Origin of the sequence: Actinotignum schaalii FB123-CNA-2 (assembly GCF_000411135.1) — a bacterium.
GTDB classification, from domain to species: domain Bacteria; phylum Actinomycetota; class Actinomycetes; order Actinomycetales; family Actinomycetaceae; genus Actinotignum; species Actinotignum schaalii_A.
Window position 1 is genome coordinate 1,009,800 of the sequence record NZ_KE150262.1, and the last position, 20,713, is coordinate 1,030,512.

General features: G+C 61.3%; 17 protein-coding genes. 16 read left to right on the plus strand and 1 reads right to left on the minus strand.

Annotated elements, in window-relative coordinates; all coding sequences use genetic code 11:
* Positions 1-11 precede the first annotated feature (11 nt).
* The 8 genes from HMPREF9237_RS04035 to ffh all read left to right on the plus strand — a co-directional run bounded on the left by HMPREF9237_RS04035 (position 12) and on the right by ffh (position 13,119).
* Positions 12-980 carry a nucleoside hydrolase gene (locus HMPREF9237_RS04035; RefSeq protein WP_016442457.1) on the plus strand — a complete coding sequence of 323 codons (969 nt, stop codon included), beginning with the start codon at positions 12-14 and terminating at the stop codon, positions 978-980.
* Between the two features lie 94 nt (positions 981-1,074).
* Positions 1,075-2,514 carry an MFS transporter gene (locus HMPREF9237_RS04040; RefSeq protein WP_016442458.1) on the plus strand — a complete coding sequence of 480 codons (1,440 nt, stop codon included), beginning with the start codon at positions 1,075-1,077 and terminating at the stop codon, positions 2,512-2,514.
* 124 nt (positions 2,515-2,638) lie between these two features.
* Positions 2,639-4,177, plus strand: a complete 1,539-nt coding sequence (locus HMPREF9237_RS04045; protein WP_016442459.1) for a bifunctional folylpolyglutamate synthase/dihydrofolate synthase — start codon at positions 2,639-2,641, stop codon at positions 4,175-4,177.
* Between the two features lie 95 nt (positions 4,178-4,272).
* Positions 4,273-5,832: an aspartate:alanine exchanger family transporter gene (locus HMPREF9237_RS04050; RefSeq protein WP_016442460.1), complete on the plus strand. Its 1,560-nt coding sequence runs from the start codon at positions 4,273-4,275 to the stop codon at positions 5,830-5,832.
* A gap of 109 nt (positions 5,833-5,941) precedes the next feature.
* The gene (gene smc, locus HMPREF9237_RS04055; protein ID WP_039898297.1) at positions 5,942-9,496 is read left to right on the plus strand and encodes a chromosome segregation protein SMC; all 3,555 of its coding nucleotides are present in this window, start codon (positions 5,942-5,944) and stop codon (positions 9,494-9,496) included.
* A gap of 36 nt (positions 9,497-9,532) precedes the next feature.
* Entirely contained in the window at positions 9,533-10,159 is a 627-nt protein-coding gene (locus HMPREF9237_RS04060) for a hypothetical protein (RefSeq protein ID WP_016442462.1), read from the plus strand.
* 47 nt (positions 10,160-10,206) lie between these two features.
* Positions 10,207-11,385: a signal recognition particle-docking protein FtsY gene (gene ftsY, locus HMPREF9237_RS04065; RefSeq protein ID WP_016442463.1), complete on the plus strand. Its 1,179-nt coding sequence runs from the start codon at positions 10,207-10,209 to the stop codon at positions 11,383-11,385.
* A gap of 171 nt (positions 11,386-11,556) precedes the next feature.
* Positions 11,557-13,119, plus strand: a complete 1,563-nt coding sequence (ffh, locus tag HMPREF9237_RS04070; RefSeq protein ID WP_016442464.1) for a signal recognition particle protein — start codon at positions 11,557-11,559, stop codon at positions 13,117-13,119.
* Between the two features lie 64 nt (positions 13,120-13,183).
* Here ffh and HMPREF9237_RS04075 read toward each other — a convergent pair whose 3' ends face one another.
* A complete protein-coding gene (locus HMPREF9237_RS04075; protein ID WP_016442465.1) occupies positions 13,184-14,257 on the minus strand; it encodes a cation diffusion facilitator family transporter in 1,074 nt (357 codons plus the stop codon).
* A gap of 294 nt (positions 14,258-14,551) precedes the next feature.
* Here HMPREF9237_RS04075 and rpsP point away from each other — a divergent pair, with 294 nt between their 5' ends.
* From rpsP to HMPREF9237_RS04115, 8 genes are all read left to right on the plus strand, one after another.
* Positions 14,552-15,031, plus strand: coding sequence for a 30S ribosomal protein S16 (gene rpsP, locus HMPREF9237_RS04080; protein WP_016442466.1), 480 nt, complete (start codon positions 14,552-14,554; stop codon positions 15,029-15,031).
* A complete protein-coding gene (locus tag HMPREF9237_RS04085; RefSeq protein WP_016442467.1) occupies positions 15,031-15,270 on the plus strand; it encodes an RNA-binding protein in 240 nt (79 codons plus the stop codon). Before rpsP ends, HMPREF9237_RS04085 begins: the two co-directional genes overlap by 1 nt.
* A gap of 100 nt (positions 15,271-15,370) precedes the next feature.
* Positions 15,371-16,033: a ribosome maturation factor RimM gene (gene rimM / locus HMPREF9237_RS04090; protein ID WP_016442468.1), complete on the plus strand. Its 663-nt coding sequence runs from the start codon at positions 15,371-15,373 to the stop codon at positions 16,031-16,033.
* Between the two features lie 8 nt (positions 16,034-16,041).
* Complete coding sequence (trmD, locus tag HMPREF9237_RS04095; RefSeq protein WP_039898732.1) at positions 16,042-17,550, plus strand: tRNA (guanosine(37)-N1)-methyltransferase TrmD; 1,509 nt, start codon at positions 16,042-16,044, stop codon at positions 17,548-17,550.
* A gap of 120 nt (positions 17,551-17,670) precedes the next feature.
* Entirely contained in the window at positions 17,671-18,024 is a 354-nt protein-coding gene (gene rplS, locus HMPREF9237_RS04100) for a 50S ribosomal protein L19 (RefSeq protein WP_016442470.1), read from the plus strand.
* Positions 18,025-18,426: 402 nt separating this feature from the next.
* Positions 18,427-19,638, plus strand: coding sequence for a signal peptidase I (gene lepB, locus HMPREF9237_RS08930; protein ID WP_196800238.1), 1,212 nt, complete (start codon positions 18,427-18,429; stop codon positions 19,636-19,638).
* A 5-nt stretch (positions 19,639-19,643) separates the two neighbouring features.
* Positions 19,644-20,321, plus strand: coding sequence for a ribonuclease HII (locus HMPREF9237_RS04110; protein ID WP_016442472.1), 678 nt, complete (start codon positions 19,644-19,646; stop codon positions 20,319-20,321).
* On the plus strand, positions 20,321-20,644 hold the full coding sequence (locus HMPREF9237_RS04115; RefSeq protein ID WP_016442473.1) for a DUF2469 domain-containing protein: 324 nt from the start codon (positions 20,321-20,323) through the stop codon (positions 20,642-20,644). Before HMPREF9237_RS04110 ends, HMPREF9237_RS04115 begins: the two co-directional genes overlap by 1 nt.
* The last annotated feature ends 69 nt before the right edge of the window (positions 20,645-20,713 follow it).

Here is a 20,713-nt window from a genome sequence, read left to right on the forward strand (position 1 = left end):
TGGAGAAAAACATGGCAACACAGCACACCCCGGAAAAAATCATTTTGGATTGCGATCCCGGTCATGACGACGCCGTTGCGATGCTGCTGGCGTGGGCGAATCCGCAGATTGAACTGCTTGCCGTCACCACGGTGGGTGGCAACCAAACCCTGAAGAAGGTTACGAATAATGCCCTCGCCGTGGGCACCGTCATGAAAATGACCGGCGTGCCTTTCGCGGCCGGATGCGACCGACCGCTGGTACGCCCGGTGGAAGTCGCCCCCGATATTCACGGGGATACCGGCTTGGACGGCACCGAACTGCCAGCCCCGACTATCGAGCTTGATTCCCGGCACGCCGTCGACCTCATTATTGACACGGTGATGGCGCACGAACCGGGAACCGTCACCCTGGTTCCCACCGGTCCGCTCACCAATATCGCGCTGGCGGTACGTAAGGAACCGCGCCTGGCCGAGCGTGTCAAGCAGGTGGTCCTCATGGGTGGGGGCTACCACGTTGGTAACTGGTCCGCGGTGGCCGAATTCAATATTAAGATCGACCCCGAAGCCGCGCATATCGTTTTCAACGAGCCGTGGAAGGTGGTCATGGTGGGCCTGGATCTCACCCACCAGGCGCTCTGCACCCCGGAAGCCTACGCAAAAATTGATGCGGTGGGCACCCAGCCGGCCCGTTTCGTCCACGAACTCATGGATTTCTTCCGTGCTTCCTACCAGGACGCGCAGGGCTTCGACTACCCGCCGGTGCATGATCCGTGCGCGGTTGCCTATCTTATTGACCCCACCATCGTGGAAACGGTGCAGGTCCCCATTGATGTGGAACTCACCGGAACCCTAACCGTGGGGATGACAGTGGCTGATTTCCGCGGACCCATTCCCGAGGACTGCCACACCTGGGCTGCGACCCGACTCGATCACGGGCGTTTCTGGGATCTCATCGCCGATGCGCTGGAGCGCGTGGGTGAACACCACTACCTGGGCTAACCACGGGGCTAATCCCCGTCCAACCCAACCTTTGTGAACGGAGGGCGGTGCCGCCACGGTGCGGCGTCGTCCTCCCCGGTGAGAAAGAAAAACTATGGCATCGTCCGTTCCCACACGTGCCTGCCGGGCGCAATCCGGTTCGCGCACGAATATTATCGTGCTGATGGCCGCGCTGCTCTGCGCGGTCTTCGCCTTCCAGCTCAACGCCTCCATGCTTTCCCCAGCTCTGCATACTATGAGCGTGGAACTCAATGCGACCGAGGTTGAAATTGGCGTGACCCAAACGGCCTTCTTCGCTTCCGCCGCGCTCTTCTCCCTTTTCCTGCCGCGCTGGGGCGACCTTATCGGGCGTAAGAAGATTCTGCTGGGCATGCTCCTGGCTACCGGGATCGGATGCGTGGTCTCGGCACTGGCTCCCAATGTCACGATCCTCGGTATCGGGCGTGTGATTCAGGGGACGGCGGGGCCGATGGTGCCTCTCACCCTTGTGATGCTGCACCAGGAAGTGCCCGAACCGCGCCGTTACGCCAAGTACATGGCTATTCTTACCTCCGTCAACGGCGGTATCGCAGGAGTAGACGCCCTGTTGGGCGGCTGGCTCGCCGGGAACTGGGGCTTCCGCTCCGTTTTCGTGTGCATGGCAGTTGTGTGCGCCGTCGCTTTCCTGGCGTCGGTGTTCGGGACCCGTGAATCCCAGGGCGACCGCACCCCGATGGACTGGCCCGGCGTTATCGCACTCCTCATCGTTTTTGGCTGCGTCTATTTCGCTTTCAATGAGTTAGGCAAGCTCGGGGATGCCCGCTGGTGGCTCATCGGCGTGGAAATCCTGGTGGCCGCCGTTTCCGCGGTGATTTTCTGGAAGATCGAGTCCTCGCGCGCACACCCGCTGGTGGCCACTCGCTACCTCAAGCAACGGCGCACCTGGGCTCTCCTGTCCACCACTCTCTTCACCATGACCGGGGTATTCGCGGTCATGAACGGTCTCATCCCGAACCTGGCGCAGCTGGAAGCCAGTGCCGGTGGTCTGGAGCTCCCGGCCGAAACGGTCTCCTTCGTGACGCTGACGCCCTACGCGATTGCCGGTCTTATTATGGGGCCGATCGCCGGGCAGCTCGCTTCGCGTTTCGGCTACAAGAAGGTGCTCCAGGCGGGGCTCCTCTCCACGGTTATTTTCCTCGGGATCGCGGTGTTCGGTGTGGGGGCACCCTCGAAGTCGCTTATCTTCTTCCTGTGCGTGGCCATCGGTATTACCTACGCCGGTACCGTCAATATCATGCTCAACGGCTTGGGTATCGTGCTCTCCCCGGCTGATAACCAGGGCTACCTACCGGGAATGAATGCCGGTGCCTTCAACCTGGGAGCCGGGCTTTCCTTCGCGATCCTCACCGCTGTGGCCACCGCCGTGGGTGGCACTGAGAACCTGGTGGGCGGTTATCAGGCCGGAATTGCGGTGGGTGCGGTCCTTGTGATTATTGCGCTTCTCCTCTCCACCCTCATCCCGTCGGTGGAGAACGCGGAGGAATCAGCCTCCTAGGCACATCCGTACATAAGGGTTCGTGCGGACCGGTAGTGTGCGGGAACGGGGCCCACGGGGCTGGCAGCGCCAGTCGCACCGTGGGCCCCGTGGTATATGCTGGTGTGCCGTGAAAGGGGCAGGTATGGGTACGAATAACGCTGGGTACGATGGCGCGGGGTACGACAGTGAAGATGCGCGGGAAGCTGAACTTGACGCGGCGCTTTCCGAGGTCCTCAACTCTGGAATTTTCGGGGACGAAGCGGTGCTCCGAGAGGTCAAGGAGTCACCTGATCCCACCGTTGAACTCGCGGATACCACCGCAGAAGAAGCTCGGGTGGATGAGATCTACCGGGATATCCTCACCCGCGCCCCCGAACATAAGGTGCAGCCCTCCCTTGAGCGCGTTCAGATGTGCCTGGATTTACTCGGTAATCCGCACCATTCCTACCGGTGCGTGCACGTGACGGGCACCAATGGGAAAACCTCGACGGCACGCATGATCGAAGCGCTGCTACGCGAGCACGGTCTGCGTACCGGGCGTTTCACCTCCCCGCACCTGGTGTCGGTGCGTGAACGCATCGCTATCGACGGACATAATATTTCCCGCGCGGATTTCATTCAGGCATGGGAAGATGTCGCGCCGTTCGTCGAACTAGTGGACCAGCGCTCCCAAGCGGAGGGTGGGCCGCGCATGAGCTTCTTCGAAGTGTTTGTGGTCATGGCCTACGTAGCTTTCGCCGCCGCACCTATCGATGTGGCGGTAGTCGAAGTGGGCATGGGGGGAAGGTGGGACGCCACCAATGTGATTGACGGCGACGTCGCTGTTCTCACCCCCATCGCTCTCGACCATGAACGATGGCTCGGGCACACCATCGCACAGATCGCGGGTGAAAAAGTTGGGATTATTAAACCCGGGGCCAGCGTGGTGAGCGCCTCCCAACCCGAGGAAGCCGGTGCGGCTATCGCTCAGGCAGCCCACCGGGCCCGCGCCCACGTATCCGTCTACGGGAAAGACATCCAGGTCCTCGGGCGGGAGACTGCGGTGGGCGGTCAGCTTATGACTGTGCGCACCCCCGCGGCCCGCTACGACGATATTCCTCTCGCACTGCGCGGCTCGTATCAGGCAGAGAACGCGGCGCTGGCCATCACTGCGGTTGAAGCATTCTTTGGGGGGCGCGCGCTTGCGGGTGACGTCGTCGAACATGCACTGATGGCCGTTACTTCGCCCGGGCGCCTCGAAGTGGTGCGTACCTCGCCCACCGTCCTCGTGGACGCGGCCCATAACCCTCACGGCGCCGCACATACAGCCGCCGCGCTGGAAGAGTACTATCCCGGCCGGCGGGTTGGGGTGCTCGCCATGATGGCAGATAAGGATGTGGAAGGAACCCTCGGGCAGTTCGAGCCGGTCTTGGATGCTGTTGTCATCACCGATATGCCCGGTGAACGTGCCATGGACGCCGAGGACCTGGCAGAGCTGGCGCGGGCGGTCTTCGGTGCAGAAAGGGTGCGGGTGGAACGCGATCTGCTCGCTGCGATTGACGAAGCTGCCGGATGGGCCGAGGCCGAAGCGGGCGATGAGCTCGCCACGCCGGTGGTGACAGTAGTTGGATCGGTTTATCTGGCAGGAATGGCGCGTCAAATGATGGGTAAAGGGGCTCCTGACGAAGCCCCTACCGAGTAGGACGGGGCGGGCACCGGGCCCGAAAGCACTGGCACGGTGTACCAAATTGGTAGAGTAGGCAACGTTCTACCAGTCTTCAACCCCGAGGTGGCACTGTGCTCGATATCCTTGCCAGCAATACCGTTCTCGTTGTTTTCATTGTGGTGGCGCTTGGCGCTGCCTTCGGGGCGATTCCTTTTGGTCCCCTGAAATTCGGGGCAGCGGGAGCGCTTTTCATCGGTTTGCTTGTCGGTGCGGTGGTTCCGCCCTCCACCTCCCTCCTCGTGCTCCTGCAAGATTTAGGCCTGGGTATTTTCGTTTATATGATCGGCTTGGAAGCCGGGGAAACATTCTTCCAGGAGATTCGCAAACAGCTGGGCCTTATGCTCGCCTCAATTATTGCGATTACGGCCGGTGCGGCGGCCGCGGTGGGACTGGGCGAGCTTCTCGGTTTATTGCGCGGTACTGCGGTGGGTGTTTTCGCCGGTTCGCTCACCTCGACGCCCTCGCTTGCTCTCGCCCAGGAAATGACCGACCCGGATAATCCGGCGGTGGGCTACTCCATTGGTTACCCGGTCGGGGTCACGCTCGCCATTGTCATGGTCGCTATTTTTATTAACCGGGAATGGAAAGCCCGTCATGACCAACTCGATCCGGATGATGTGGAACTGGAACAGGCAACCGTGTACGTGGATCGGGAGATCTCCGCGCAGCAGATGCGGGATATAGCCGGACAACAGGTGCGGTTCGTAGCAATGCGGCGCAATCGCCGTTGGCATATCCTCGATATGGAGCGTGCTCTGGAACCGGGGGATAGGGTTCGTATTTTCGCTTCCCGGGCGGCGCTTTCTGAAGCTATCGAACGCCTGGGTAGCCGGATGCGTCATCGGCGGCTGACTGATCCCTATCTGACGGTGCACCGTTTTACGGTATCCAATCGGGATATTGCTGGGCTCACGGTGGGTTCCCTCCCGCTCTATCGTCGTTTCGAAGCACGGGTGACGGTTATCCGCCGTGCCGATGACGAGATCCTCGCCACCCCGGATACCTACCTGGAAATGGGCGACGTGGTAGAAGTCGCCTTACCTACCTCGCGGGTAGAAGAACTCGAAGAATACTTCGGTGATTCGGTCTCCAGCTCATCCGAACTCGACTGGGTGGCAGCAGCCGGTGGCCTTGCCCTGGGCTTTGCTCTCGGGCTGGTGGAAATTCCGCTGCCGGGTGGTGCGGCATTTTCCCTGGGGGCGGCAGGTGGTCCGCTTGTGGTGGGGCTGATCCTCGGAGCGGTGCACCGCACCGGCCGGGTACCCTGGCAACTCCCGCGCCCCGCGAATCTGACCCTGCGCCAGTTTGGCCTCATGCTTTTCCTCGCCGCGGTGGGCCTCAACTCCGGTTCTGCTTTTGCCTCGACCGTCTTCACAATGGTGGGCTTGAAATCGCTGCTCTTGGCCGCGGCCGTGAGCATTGTCGGGTGCGGAGTCATGATGGCTGCCGCATGGGCGCTTGGTTCCTCGGCCACCCGTTCTTCTGGAGCGGTGGCAGGACTGCTTGGCCAACCGGCCGTGCTTTCCTACGCTACCTCACGTACCACCGATAACCGGGTGATGACCGGTTACGCTACGACCTTCGCGATTGCACTTATCTACAAGATCGTCGTCGTGCCCTTCATGTTCTAGCGGTCCCGGTACGGTGCGGCGTGCCACCGCGACCACGGGTACCGGTTGCAACTGTCGTAACGCCCCGTCGTAGCGCCACCGGTGGCGTCGTCTGGCATAATCTGTAATCGTGCACTTAAAAACCTTGACCATGCGAGGATTCAAATCCTTTGCCACCGCCACCACAGTGCGCTTTGAACCCGGGATTAATGCGGTGGTAGGTCCCAACGGCTCAGGGAAATCCAATGTGGTGGATGCTCTCGCCTGGGTGATGGGCGAACAGGGTGCGAAAACTTTGCGCGGTGGCTCCATGGCGGATGTTATTTTCGCTGGCACGTCGCGCCGTCCCGCGCTCGGACGCGCGGAAGTCTCCCTCACTATCGATAATTCTGATGGTGTGCTCCCCATTGAGTATTCGGAAGTGACGATCACCCGAACCCTCTTCCGTGCCGGCGGTTCCGAATATGCCATTAATGGTACGCCGGCACGCCTCCTTGACGTCCAAGAACTGCTCTCAGATACCGGCATGGGGCGGGAAATGCATGTCATTATCGGGCAGGGCCGCCTCGATGAAGTCCTCACTTCGAGTCCCGACGAGCGCCGCAATATTGTGGAAGAAGCTGCCGGAGTGCTCAAGCACCGTCGCCGTAAAGAAAAAACTCTGCGCAAGCTCGAAGCAATGAAGGGTTCGTTCACGCGGGTGGAGGACCTCACTGCGGAGCTGCGCCGTCAGCTCGGACCGCTCGCCAAACAGGCTGAGGCAGCCCGCCGTGCCCAGATCATTCAAGCAACCGAACGCGACGCGCGGGCTCGTCTCCTCGCGGACGATCTAGCCCAAGCGCAGGCCAGGCTGGAAGCCGGGGCTGCCGAAGACCACCGTACCGCACAGCTGCGTGAAGAAAACCAAGTGGCCCTCACTCAGGCCCGAGCCGCTCTCGCTACGGCAGAAGACCATCACGCGCGCCTCAATCCGCAGCTCTCAGCTCTTCGGGATAGCTCCGAGCGTCTGGCCTCCCTTGAGGAACGATTTCGCGCCATGGACGAACTGGCGCGCGAACGTGAACGCACCCTGAGCACCATGCCGGCACGGGGCGGCCAAGACGACCCGGAGGAGCTCCATGCGCGCGCTGTACGGGCCCGGGCCGAAGAAGAAGAACTTGAGGGGCGCGTTCGCGATGCTCAGGATGCTCTGCGCGCCGTCCTCACCCAGCGGGAGGAAACTGAAACTGCGGAAGCCGTGGCCGAGCGCGCCTATAACGAGGCGAGCCGAGTGCGCGCCGACGCTCGCGAGAACGCCGCACGCCGTGCCGGGAAGGTTTCCGCCGTGCGTTCGCGGCTTGAGGCGCTCGCGGCTGAAGTTGAGCGTGTGGACAAGGATGTGGCGGCCGCGCGCCAGCGCGTGCAGACCACCAGCGTGCAGGTCACGGATCTCGAAGAGGAGCTTGTTGCAACCTCCGCAGGGGACGATACCCTTGCTTCCACCCATGAGGAACATACCCGGGCTCATCTGGCGGCCCGCACTGCCGTGGAAGAGGCGCGCGCGAACGAGGCACGTGCTCGCGAGGAGATGGCGCGTTTACAAGCAATTGTTGATACCCTCGCGCTCTCTTTGGAACCGGAAGATGCCACCGCGTGGGCTATCGAGCACGGCGCAGCGTTGTTGCGTGACCACCTCCACGTGGAACGCGGTTGGGAAAGTGCGGCGGAAAATGCACTGGCGGGAACCGCCGCGGGTGCGGTGGTGGATGACCTCGACAGCGCCGTGGATATTTTGCGTGGCGCCGCGCAGGCGCAGGCCGGGCGCCTCACGCTCACGATTACGGAAGGGAAGAACGACGACGCCGCAGCTGCCGCGCGCGAAGCTGCACTCAGCGCCGCTTTCGAGACGGTGCGCCCGGATCCGGACGCCGCCGTGCATGCATTAGCGGTGGTGAGTTGGTCCGGGACGGGCAGTGACCTGGCTGGCCTCCTCAAGCAGCTCCTAGCTGGCACCGCACTCACCGTTGACCTTGTTACAGCCCGCCTGCTCGTGGCAGCCGGGGCGCCCCGTGCGGTAACAACGAGCGGGGACGTTATCACGGAGTGCACCGCTACCGGGGGAGAAGCCACCGCCGCTGCCACCCTCACCCGCCAAGCTGCCTATCAGGACGCTTCCGAGCAGCTTGATGCCGCCTCCACCGCAGCTGATGAAGCAGCCGTGGCGCTGCGGAAAGCTGAGAGTGCCGAGGAAGAGGCTCGGGCCCGCGCCGAGGCTTCCGGGAGCGAACTGACGGCGCGGGACTCTAATCTGGCTGCCGCAACTGCCCAATTAGGAGCTTTACGCCAAGCCCTCGCTGCGGCCCGTGCCGATGAAGAACGCGCCGTCACACGCGCCGCCTCCTTGCGGGAAGATATTGCCGCCCGGCAGGCAGAGCTAGAAAGTTTCGCGGAGCCCGAAGAAAATGCTACTGAGATTCCCGATGATGGTGAACTGACGCGTCTCTCCCGGAAGCGCGATACCGCGCACGAAGCCGCTGTGGCCGCCCGTAAACAAGAAACGGAGGCTCGATTGGCGCTGCGCACCGCAGAAGAACGTTTCCGAGCGTTGAGCGGACGCGCTGATGCCCTGGATAACCGGGCTCGATTGGCCCGCGAACGTCTTGAACGGGAAGAACGAGCCCGCCAGGTTCGCGCCGAACATGCGGTGCTGGCAGGACAGGTCGCGGCCGCGGCGGTGCGAGCCTTAGCGCACGTACGCAGCCTACGTGCCGAGGTGGCCGAGCAGCGTCGTCGGGTAGAAGAAGAACAACACGGCGCCGAGGGGCAGCTCACGCACCTACGCGAACGCGTCGATCAGCTGCGTACCCGCGAACGCGACCTCGCAGATTCCACCCACGCCCGTGAATTGGCGACTGCCCGTGCCCGCATGGAATACGAACAGCTGGCCACACGTTCCCTCGAAGATTTGGGCATCGATAGTGCCACCCTCGTAGAGGAATTCGGACCGCATATCCAGGTTCCCACCGAGGACGGTGCGGTGCCCTACGTGCGGGCTGAACAGGAACGGCGCCTGGCGACGGCGCAGCGAGCCCTCGCGCGGCTGGGCACCATTAACCCGCTCGCCCTGGAGGAGCACGCCGCGCTGGAAGAACGTCAAAAGTACCTCGCGCAGCAACTTGATGACCTGAAGAAGACCCGAGCCGATCTTCTCGATATTGTGGCGGAGCTTGATGAACAAGTCACCCTCGTCATGAAAGCCGCGCTCAGCGATATTAGCGCCCGTTTCGAGCAGGTCTTTGCTCGCCTCTTCCCGGGTGGGGAAGGGCATCTCATCATCACCGACCCGGAGAACGTGCTGACCACCGGGGTGGAAATCGAAGCGCGGCCACCCGGCAAGCGCGTCAAGCGGCTGTCCTTGCTGTCGGGTGGGGAACGCTCGCTCACCGCCATTGCTTTCCTCGTGGCAATCTTTATGGCGCGTCCCTCCCCGTTCTACGTCATGGACGAAGTAGAAGCAGCCCTCGATGATGTCAATCTGGGGCGCCTTCTCGAGATTTTCCGGGAATTGCAGCGCTCTTCCCAGCTCCTGGTCATCACCCACCAGAAGCGGACAATGGAAATCGCCGATGCTCTGTACGGGGTAGCGATGCGCGAGGACGGGGTTTCCACCGTGGTATCCCAACGCATGTCTGAACTGCGCGAATAGCGAGAGTTACGTTGCAGTTCGGTAACAATTGCGCAAGTGCGCGGGTCGGAGGTAGCCGGCCGCCGCGAAAATTCTCATAATAAGACCGTGCCCCTTATCATCGTTGTTATCGCCATCATTATTGCTGCCGCGGCGCTGGTGTATGCCCTGTCATTCGCGCGGAATTCCGGGAAAAGTACCGGAGCATCCGTCGCGGAATCATTTGACGCATGGCGCTCTGATGAACTGGATATGGACACTTATGACATCGTCCACCACGATACGGCGGTGGACGATATGTTCGAAGCTTTCGCGCACGAATCCGAAGCCTATATCACCTCCGAAACCCTCGATGAGCACTTTGATCGAGCTCGGGAAACGGAGCGTGAACTCTCGGAAACGGTGCGCCGCAATAGTGAGAAACTGCGGGCGCGTATTCCTGCCCCGCCGTTGCGCCGTCGTGCTGAGAGTGCTGTAGAAGATACTCGCACGGAGGCGGACGTTGCTTATGTTTCCACGGGTGTACCGGAAGGAATCCATGTGGCGGATGTCGCCGGGGAGCCGGATGGTGCTCTGGTAGCGGACGTGGTCATTGACGGTGCTGGCGGCCAAAGCTGCACCGTTGATATTGAGGAAAGCGTCGAGGGTGAAGACGCTGAAACGCGCGAACGGCGCAGCGCCTGATAGGTGACCAGCTGGAAAAACCCGGCACCCTCTGCAAGACTGGAGGAGTGGATAATCCTGTAGTTCTTGCACTTGTCATCGCGGGCGTTGTTGCCCTCCTCCTTGTTCCCCTCGTTATTTCCCTGGTGAAGAAGAACCAGCGGCGCGAGGAATTGGAACGTCGGAACATCCCGGTTCTCGAAGGGGATTCCACCGCGGAAACCTCGGAAGGTGCCGATGAAGAAAGCGCCGGAGAAATCTCCGGTGAAACCACCCCGGATATTGTTACGGTTCCGGCGGTTGAACAGCCCGAATCAGTTCCCTCCCGGATGCAGCGTCTACGCGCCCGGCTGGCTCACTCGGGTGGCTTCGGGCAGGCTCTTTTGGCGATTCTTTCCCGCGGGGATCTCTCCGCGGCAGACTGGGAAGAACTGGAAGATACCCTCATCATGGCCGATGTGGGGCTGGATGCCACCACCGAGATTATGGAGGGCCTGCGCTCGCGGGTGAAAATTGAAAGCACCAACGATCCGCAACGGGTCCGTGAGATTTTGCGCGAGGAGCTGCTACGCCACGTTGGTCCAGATATGGATCGCTCCCTCAATCTCACTCGCAGTGAAACGGATTCCGGGGCGGTGCATCCCGCGGCGGTTCTTATGGTGGGTGTGAATGGCACCGGGAAAACCACCACGGTCGGTAAGCTCGCGCGTTTGCTGCGCGCGCAGGGAACCACGGTGCTGCTCGGTGCAGCAGATACTTTCCGCGCGGCCGCAGCCGATCAGTTGGTCACCTGGGGCGATCGAGTGGGCGTTGATGTTGTGCGTTCGGATCGCGAAGGGGCAGATCCGGCCTCCGTCGCTTTTGATGCGGTAGCGCAGGCCGATGCAACCGGTGTGGACGTGATTATCGTGGACACCGCCGGTCGCCTCCAAAATAAGGCCGGACTCATGGATGAGCTCGGAAAAATCAAGCGTGTCATGGAACGCACCACGCCGGTCAATGAAGTTCTCCTTGTTCTGGACGCCACGACGGGACAAAACGGGATGCAGCAGGCCCGTGTTTTCGCGGAGGTGACAGGACTAACCGGGATCGTGCTGACCAAACTGGACGGCACCGCCAAGGGCGGCATTGTTATTTCGGTGCAGCGCGAACTCGGCGTGCCCGTCAAGCTGGTGGGCCTGGGGGAGGGACCGGACGATCTGGCACCCTTCGATCCGGAAGCTTTCGTCGATTCGCTGCTCAGCTAAAGGTATGCATAGCCGAGCCAAGGACATGCATAGCTGAGCTATAGCGCGACGGTGCTGCGGAATAGGTCCACCGCCGCTAGATTCGAGTTTGACGTGCGGTAGCGGGTGAATATGCGCGTTCGCGCCCCCTGCTTTACAATGGAACGAGTTTGTTGACGCGAAGGCTGGCCAGTGTTTAATAATCTTTCCGACCGGATTTCCGGTGCATTCAAGAATCTGCGCTCCAAGGGTGTGCTCACCCAAGCGGATGTAGAAACCACCATTAGCGAGATTCGGCGTGCCCTTTTGGACGCCGACGTCGCGCTTCCCGTGGTGCGCGAGTTCACCGCCGCGGTGCGCGAACGTGCCACCGGTGCGGTACGCTCCCAGGCTCTCAATCCCTCGCAGCAGATCGTCAAAATTGTTAATGACGAACTCATTGAGATTCTCGGCGGGGAAACTCGGGAACTTAATTTCGCGCAGGGGCGCCCCACCGTGGTCATGCTCGCCGGTCTCCAGGGCGCGGGTAAAACCACGCTGGCCGGTAAGCTCGGGCGTTGGTTCGCGCGCGGGGGCCGCAAAGCGCTCCTCGTCGCCTCCGATTTGCAGCGGCCTAATGCCGTGCAGCAGCTTCAGGTGGTGGGTGAGCGTGCCGGGGTAGACGTATGGGCTCCCGAACCCGGTAACGGGGTGGGAGACCCGATCCAGGTGGCGGCTAGCGGTGTAGATTACGCGGCCGCGAACGGCTACGGTGCCGTCGTGGTGGATACCGCCGGACGCTTGGGTATCGACGAGGTCCTCATGCAGCAGGCCGCTGATATTCGGGCTGCCGTTAACCCCGACGAAGTTCTCTTCGTTATCGATGCCATGATCGGTCAGGACGCGGTCGCCACCGCGAAGGCCTTCCAAGACGGAGTGGGCTTCACCGGCGTCGTTATCACCAAGCTCGACGGCGATACCCGCGGCGGCGCGGCGCTCTCGGTGCGTGGCGTGACCGGCAAACCAATCCTTTTCGCCTCCACCGGTGAAAAACTGGAAGATTTCGAACGCTTCCACGCCGACCGCATGGCCTCCCGCATCCTCGATATGGGCGATATTCTCTCCCTCATCGAACGCGCCGAAGCCACCTGGACGCAAGAACAGCAGCGCGAACTTTCCGAGAAAATGAGCGAGGGGGCTTTCGACCTCAATGACTTCCTCGTGCAAATGAACCAAATTAAACGGATGGGTTCGCTCAAGAAACTCATGGGGATGCTGCCCGGCATGGGGCAGTACCGCGAAGCCCTCGAACAGTGGGATGAGTCCTCGATGGGGCGCGTGGAAGCCATTATCCAATCCATGACGCCCACCGAACGCCGCACCCCGAAAATTCTCAACGGTTCGCGCCGCCAGCGCATCGCCCGGGGCTCAGGAACCACCGTCCAGGAAGTCAATCAGCTGGTGCAGCGCTTTGAGGGTGCCGCGAAAATGATGACGCAGATGAGTCGCGGTGGCGGAATTCCGGGTATGCCAGGTATGCCCGGCGTTGGCGGGGGATCACGCAAGCAGAAACGCGCGAAGAAGAATGTTTCGGGCGGTAAGAAGGGACGTTCGGGTAATCCGGCGAAACGCGCCCGCCAGGAAGCCGAAGCAGCGGCGGCACGGCAGCGTGCCGAACGAGGCTCGGCTTTCGGTACGGGGGCCCAGCTTCCCGGCTCCGCTCCAGCGGCGCCCGATATGGCAAGCATGGAAGAGCTCAAGCGCTTCCTTAAGTAACGACGACGGCGCAGCGGGCAGGAGGAATCTTGCCCGCTGCGATGTTTTGGCAGAGTGGTTATTTTTATGAGGTAGCGGCGTCGCCGTTCTTCCCTGTGGTTAAAGCCTCCACCACAATATCCGGAACCGCATCGGAAATACCGCCCAGCGGCACGTAACCTTCCGGAATATCCTCATAGGATCGCGGGTCCTCCAGTGGCTCCACGTGGATGAGGGCGCGGAGGTGAGGCACCGCGGCGCGTAATTCCTCCGCGATATCTTCGGCGAGCTCGTGGCCCTCGCGCACCGTCCACGTGGAGGGGACCAACAAATCAAAATTACAAAACGACTCGCGCCCGGCCACTCGGGTCTGCAGCCCGTGGAAACGTACCTCACGGCGGGTGTGCGAACGTAGAATAGCCACGATTTTTTCGGTATCCGGCTCAGACAGGGCTGCGTCCATGAGTCCCGCGAGTGACTCGCGCAGCAGCTTAACCCCGGTGGCCAGAATATTGACCGCAACGAGGATAGCGACGATGGGATCGAGCAGCGGTTCATCGGTGAGCGCCACCAATCCCACACCCGCGATCACCCCGACGGAAGTGATGACATCCGTGAGGAGGTGTTTACCATCGGCACGCAAGGTGGGCGAACGGTGCTTCGCCCCGGCGCGCAGCAACACGACACCGACAATTCCATTGACTAAGGATGCGAGCGCCACAATGCCCAAGCCCCATCCCAGCGCCGCCAGCGGCTGGGGGTGAATAATGCGGTCAATGGCGGAAAAAATAATAAAACCGGCTGCCGCAAAAATCATGGCCCCTTCCACGGCGGAAGAAAAGTACTCGGCTTTCGAGCGTCCGTAGGTATAGCGTGCATTTGCGGGTTTCGCGGCCGCGGAGAGGGCCAGCACCGCGACCACCGCCGCTGCCAGATTAACTAAGGATTCTGTGGCGTCGGAGAGAAGGCCCACCGAATCGGTGAGCCAGTATCCAGCCGCTTTGAGCGCAATGGTGACGAGGGCGGCCGCAACGGAGAGCCAGGCGTAGCGCACGAGCTTGGAGGTAGGTGCGGGCACAACCGCGGGCGAACCCACGGCGCTAACGGTGCCAACGGTGCAGGCTGCGGTGGCGGGAGCGGGATTATTCACGCCTCCCATCTTGCCAGGCGCGGCGGGGCTTGTCAGGTTGAAACGGCGGGATAGGGGTGCGCGCCGTAGCTGTCCCCCCCCGTCCGCATCGGCACCGCAGCGGAGCGACGGCGTAAGTGATCTCACCGCGCAACGGTGCGATGCCTGTTTCCTCCTCCGGAAAATTCTGGCAGAATAGCTAGATGTACTTGGAGGATGCCGGGTCCCTCTCAACCCGGTATTGTCCGTGTTCACGGATTGCACGGTGCGCGTCCCCCAACCGGCCGGGTAATCCACCCCAATGAGAAAGGATTGACCACAAAAGTGGCAGTCAAAATTCGTTTGAAGCGCATGGGTAAGATCCGTGCGGCCCAGTACCGTATTGTCGTGGCGGATTCTCGCGTCAAGCGTGACGGCAAGGTTATTGAGGAAATCGGTTACTACGATCCCAATACGCAGCCCTCTACCATCCGCATCGATTCTGATCGGGCTCAGTACTGGCTCGGCGTGGGTGCTCAGCCCACCGAAGCCGTGCTCGCGCAGCTTAAGGTGACCGGTGACTGGCAGAAGTTCAAGGGATACAAGGATGGCCAGGAGGGTCGCCTGCGTGTTCCGGAAACGGTGAACGCTGAAGAAGCGCGCGCCGCAGCGGTCAAGAAGGTCCAGGACGACGCTGAAAAGCGCCGCGCTGCCGCCGCTGAAGCAAAGGCGAAGGCCGAAGCGGAAGCCGCAGCTGCTGCCGCCGCTGAAGCTGGGGAAGCCGAAACCGGTGAAGCTACCGAAGCGGAAACCGAGGAAGCCTAATGCTGACGGACGCTCTGGAACACCTGGTCAAGGGAATTGTTGATTACCCGGATGATGTCAACGTCTCGGCATCGCGTAATCGTCGTGGCGAACTTCTGGAAGTTCGGGTGAACCCTGACGATCTCGGTCGGGTGATCGGCCGTGGCGGGCGTACCGCCAAGGCGCTGCGGACCGTCGTCAACGCGCTTTCGGACGAAGGCTCCGTGCGCGTGGACGTTATCGAAACGGACCGTAACTAACGTAGCGGCATACCGGCCCTCAACCTTTCGGGGTTGCGGGCCGGTTTTGTATGAGCCACCACCGTTCCCCACCGTGTGCGGGAACTGAGAGAAGGACACGATGCAACTGACGGTAGCTATTATCGGGGCGCCGCACGGGCTTAAAGGGGAAGTCCGTTTGGACGTTCGCACAGATTCGCCCGCCCGCCGCCTCGCTGTGGGGGCCCAGCTGGAAACAGAACCGGCGGATTTCGGGCCGCTCACCATCACCCGCACTCGAGAATATCGGGGAATTACCTACGCGCTCTTCGCTGAATCCACCACTCGTGACACCGCCGAAGCGCTGCGAGGGGTGCGTCTCGTCGTGGAAACTGATGAGGATGAGCCCGAAGAAGACGCCTATTATGCCCATGAGCTACGCGGTCTGGAAGTCCTCGATCCAGAAGGCTACGAGCTCGGTATTATTACCGGCTTAGAAAACGGCCCCGCCCAGGATATCCTGGTGGTGCGTGAGCCGGATGGCCGGATTACCCGCGTGCCCTTCGTGCGTGAGATCGTGACGGCGGTGGATCTGGATGACCACTGCATCGTGGTTGATGCCCCGGCCGGGCTTTTCTCCGAAGATGATATGATCGTGGTGGAAGGTGATGACCTGGCCGGCGCCCTCAGCGCAGCCGAAGACGAACTCACCTCCGCCGAAGATGCACCCAGCGCGGCCGAAGGCGCCCTTAGCGCTGTCGAAGAAAGTATGACGGAGGAAAACAGCGCTGAGGAAGTGAAGTAATGGCGAGCTTGCGCATTGACCTCGTTTCCGTTTTTCCAGAATTCTTCGACGTGCTCGATTTATCGCTGGTGGGCAAGGCGCGCCGTCGCGGCGTCGTCGATATTCGCACCCACAATCTGCGCGACTGGACCAGCGACATCCACCGCACCGTGGACGATACCCCCATCGGAGGCGGGGCTGGCATGGTCATGAAACCGGATGTTTGGGGTCGTGCTCTCGATGACCTCATCGGCCCGAGCTCTCCGGAAACAATTACTCTCGCGATGCCCACCCCGTCCGGTCGGCCCCTCACTCAGCGCCTCGTGGAAGACCTGGCCACCCGGGAGCGCATCATTATCGCCTGCGGGCGCTATGAGGGAATTGATGCGCGGGTAGCTGAGCACTATCGTGGGCGGGGTGTGCGCGTAGAGGAGTTTTCTCTAGGAGATTATGTTCTCAACGGTGGGGAAGTGGCGGCAGTGGCCCTCGTGGAGGCGGTTACCCGTCTTATTCCCGGGATGGTGGGGAACCCGGAGTCTCTGGTGGAAGAATCGCACGGTGCGGCCGGTCTGCTCGAATACCGTGTCTACACCCGCCCGGTGCGCTGGCGCGAGCTCGAGGTGCCCGCAGTACTGCTCAGCGGCAATCACGGGGCGGTGGCGCGCTACCGTAGAGACGAAGCTCTTACGCGCACCGCTGCGCGCCGTCCCGATATGATCGCGGAGCTAGATACCTCGCAGCTGGACAAATACGACCGGCCGGCGCTCGCGGCGGCGGGCTATGTATGGCGCACCAGTGACGCCCACCCGGTGGCGGTGGATACTGAGGTCCTGGGGGTGGCGGGCGCTGCTGGTTCCGGGGACGGGGTGTCCTCGGGTGAAGTGCTTTCGGGCGGGACGCTCGAGAACGGGGTACTACCGGGCCGCGATGTTCTCAACGGAGCACGGCGGCGCACCGCAACCGAGCTGGCGCAGCTGGCCACCCGCACCTTCCCGGACGCGTGCCCGCGTTATCTTAGGGAAGCGGATATTGCCGCGTTCGCGGCGGCGAATCTTTCCGTGGAGGCTTTCGAAAAATATCTTGCCGACCCACGCTGGATGACGGTGGTAGTGCGTGCCGCGAGCGGAGAGTCGCGCGGGGAATTGCTGGGGTACAGTCTCACGTTGCTTCCCGATAGCGCGGTGGGAATGGGCGGCGACGACGTCGCCGGGCGCGAGGACGGTGCGCCATTCATGCACCTCCCGGAGCGGAAAGGCCCGTTGCTTGAGCTCTCAAAGTTCTACGTGGAGCGCAGCTGGCACGGGAGCGGGGTAGCGGATCTGCTCTGGCGGGCAACGGTGGAGGCGTGCCGAGACAGAATACTTGATGCCGAGGTGGCGTCCGCACCGTACCTGTGGCTCGGAACAAATAAAGACAACCGACGCGCGCAACGATTCTACAAACGGTGCGGTTTCCGAAAGGTAGCAACCCGAGAATTCCGGGTGGGTGAGGTAATCAACTCGGATCTCATTTTTGCCTGTCCGCTGACTGTGGCATAATAGTGGAGTTTCCTCGCTTTCATAATGCGCTGTGCCTGCCGCAGGGGGTCGCGCATCGGCGAGATCTTAACCGATAACAGCGCCCCTGGCCTGCGTGCAGAGGCGGAAAGTGAATGAATAATGCAGACTCTTGATGTAGTTGATGCTTCGCGTTTGCGCGACGATATCCCCGATTTCCGCGCCGGTGACACCGTGCGTGTGAACGTGCGCGTCGTGGAAGGTAACCGCACCCGTACCCAGGCGTTCCAGGGTGTTGTTATTGCCCGCCAGGGTGATGGCCTGCGCGCCACCTTCGATGTCCGCAAGATTTCCTTCGGGGTGGGCGTGGAGCGTAAGTTCCCGGTGCATTCGCCTTCCATCGAATCCATCGAAGTGATTACCCGCGGTCGGGTGCGTCGCGCCAAGCTGTACTACCTGCGTGATCGCCACGGTAAGGCAGCGAAGATTCGCGAACGTCGCACCGATTCCAAGTAAGGAACGGTACGAAGTTCTCGTTCACATATGGACCCGCGCCCCGGTGCGGGTCCATTTTTTATCCGCGCGGATCTTGACCAATAGCCGACGGCAGCCACTAACCGAAGATAACCGCCCATAACCGTGGGCAAGAGCTGGAGTATTCCTGGAGCCCCGCCAAAATAACGTGGCGTGACGGCGCGGATAACCTTAGGTACGTTCACGTGCGCTGGTAGCATGGAATACGCGTATCTTTTATCGAATGCAGGGGCGGAGGGGCGTATGGGCGAGGGCACGTCAGGCGGGTCACGGGCGTCGGAGGATGCCTCGCGGTGGCCAGCAGGGCGGACCCACCGGAGCCAGGCCCGAGGCCGCCGGGCAGCTCCCGCACCTGAGGTACAAAACCTGCACGCGGCACCGGGCGTGGATGAGTTACCCGAGCTTGACGACCTCTTTGATGGGGAGGAATCGCAGGCACCGCAAACTGTGGTGAGCGCAGCGGAGCAACCGGCTCCAGAGCCAGAGCCGCAGCCGGTGCCGTGCCCGCCTGAACCACCGGAGTCCAACGAGACAAAAAACGTGTCGGAGGGGCCGGCTAAGATAAGTGCAGCTGAAGCCCGCTTGCGGCTAACGCTCACGGAACAGCTCTCGAACGCGGATGAAGGTCTCTATGCCGATGCTTTGCGAGATGAACTGGCCCGAGCGGAAGCACATGTGAACCACGGAGGAACAACCATGAATACAACGGACGGTCACTCCTCCGCTGCCAATACGGAGCAGCCTCCCTCCTACCCTCCCGAAGTGGCCCCGGTGCGCCCGGAGGCGGACACCCGGGAAGCCCCCGTGCGTAACTCGCGCCTGCGTAGCGTAGTGGAGATGGCGCTCACCGTCGCCGTCGTTCTTCTCGTCTCCGTCATTATCAAAACTTTCTTTATCCAAGCTTTTAATGTGCCCTCCGGTTCTATGGAAACCACGTTGAGTACCGGGGATAAGTTTTTCGTCAACCGGATGGTGACCGATAACGAGGAGCTACGCCGCGGCGATATCGTGGTCTTTGTGGATCCGGGCGGGTGGCTTGATGATGTGGAAGAAAACCGCTCCTGGATTGCTCAAACCGGCACTCGAATCCTGCAAGGTATCGGGCTGCTTCCGGCAGACTCTGGTCACTACCTGGTGAAACGAATTATCGCGAAAGGTGGAGATACTGTCAGTTGCTGCGGGGAAGACGGCCGCGTGCAGGTCAATGGCGTACCGATCACGGAGGAATATCTCAATTACGGGGTGTCGCCCTCCTTACAGAAATTTGAGGTGAAGGTTCCGGAAGGGTACCTGTGGATGATGGGGGATAACCGCGCCAATTCCAAAGATTCGCGGTGGCATCAGCGTGAATCCGGAAACGGATTCGTGCCGGTAGAAAACGTGGTGGGCCGGGCCTGGTACGTTTTCTCACCGTGGAGCCGCCACGGGCGCCTACCTGATATGAGCCATGTTTTCGCCGGTGTCCCCGAACCTGCCGCGCCCGCGGGTGCGCGGGTGGCACTGCCGGACAACCCGGTTGATCCACGCTCCTTATACGCGGCTACGGCGACCCAAACCGGGAACCCTCCTGCTGTGCTCTCCGGGCAGGGTGGGTAGCACCCGTGCAGGAACCTGATCGCACCGTTGAAAAAGAACTGTTGGCTCGGCTCGAGGCACACGGCGGGGGTATTCTCGCTGCCGTGGATGAAGTGGGTCGCGGCGCCATCGCCGGACCGGTCTGTGTCGGTATAGCCCTCCTGGATAGGAGCACCCCGGATGACTTCCCGCTCGGATTAGGCGATTCGAAAATGCTGAGCGCGCACCGGCGGGAAATGATCTACCAGGCGGCCCGCGACTGGCCGCTCGCGGTGGCGGTGGGAAGCGCAGCCGCCAGTGTGGTCGACACGGTGGGAATTATTGAAGCCTTGCGATGTGCGGCTGCGGATGCTCTCGCTCAGCTGGAGAAATCCGGATTACGCCCCGATGCTGTTCTCTTAGACGGAAAACACAATTGGTGGGCCCAGGATTCCCTCTTCGATGCCGAACCGACGGTCCCGCAGCTTCCGGTCACCACCGTGATTAAAGGGGATGCTTCCTGCGCGGGGATCGCCGCAGCATCCGTCGTCGCGAAAGTTGAGCGAGACCGCTATATGGAGGCACTCGCAAAAGAATTCCCCGATTACGATTGGGAACATAATAAAGGGTACGGTACGCGTGCTCACCTCGATGCTATCGCGCAGGTGGGGCCGAGCCCGTATCATCGAACGTCGTGGCATTTGCCCGCGGTAAGGAGTGAATAATGAGCGAGATTGACGGCTACGAAGCCGAATTGGAACTCGCGTTATATCGCGAGTACCGCGATGTTGTGAAGATTTTCCGCTACGTGGTGGAAACCGAACGGCGTTTTTACTTGGCCAATGACGTAGACGTGAAAGTACGATCCTCGACTGCAGGTGACGTGTTTTTCGAGGTGAACCTGAGCGATGCGTGGGTGTGGGATATCTACCGCACATCCCGTTTCATTCGTTCGGTACGGGTGGTGACTTTTAAAGACGTCAATATCGAAGAGCTCAACCAAACCGATATTACTCGGGAACTTGATCTTCCTGGTTCCTCGCTTTAATCGGGAGAATGTTGCGTCGTGAGCTCTAGCGAAGCTTACGTTTATCCACAGGTATCTGAAACGACGACG

Bases quoted from the DNA above. Each gene is read 5' to 3' on its own strand.
- HMPREF9237_RS04075 (WP_016442465.1), bottom strand. From the start codon at position 14,257: ATGGGAGGCGTGAATAATCCCGCTCCCGCCACCGCAGCCTGCACCGTT.
- rimM (WP_016442468.1), top strand. From the start codon at position 15,371: ATGCAACTGACGGTAGCTATTATCGGGGCGCCGCACGGGCTTAAAGGG.
- HMPREF9237_RS04115 (WP_016442473.1), top strand. From the start codon at position 20,321: ATGAGCGAGATTGACGGCTACGAAGCCGAATTGGAACTCGCGTTATAT.
- HMPREF9237_RS04085 (WP_016442467.1), top strand. From the start codon at position 15,031: ATGCTGACGGACGCTCTGGAACACCTGGTCAAGGGAATTGTTGATTAC.
- rplS (WP_016442470.1), top strand. From the start codon at position 17,671: ATGCAGACTCTTGATGTAGTTGATGCTTCGCGTTTGCGCGACGATATC.
- HMPREF9237_RS04035 (WP_016442457.1), top strand. From the start codon at position 12: ATGGCAACACAGCACACCCCGGAAAAAATCATTTTGGATTGCGATCCC.
- HMPREF9237_RS04040 (WP_016442458.1), top strand. From the start codon at position 1,075: ATGGCATCGTCCGTTCCCACACGTGCCTGCCGGGCGCAATCCGGTTCG.
- HMPREF9237_RS04045 (WP_016442459.1), top strand. From the start codon at position 2,639: ATGGGTACGAATAACGCTGGGTACGATGGCGCGGGGTACGACAGTGAA.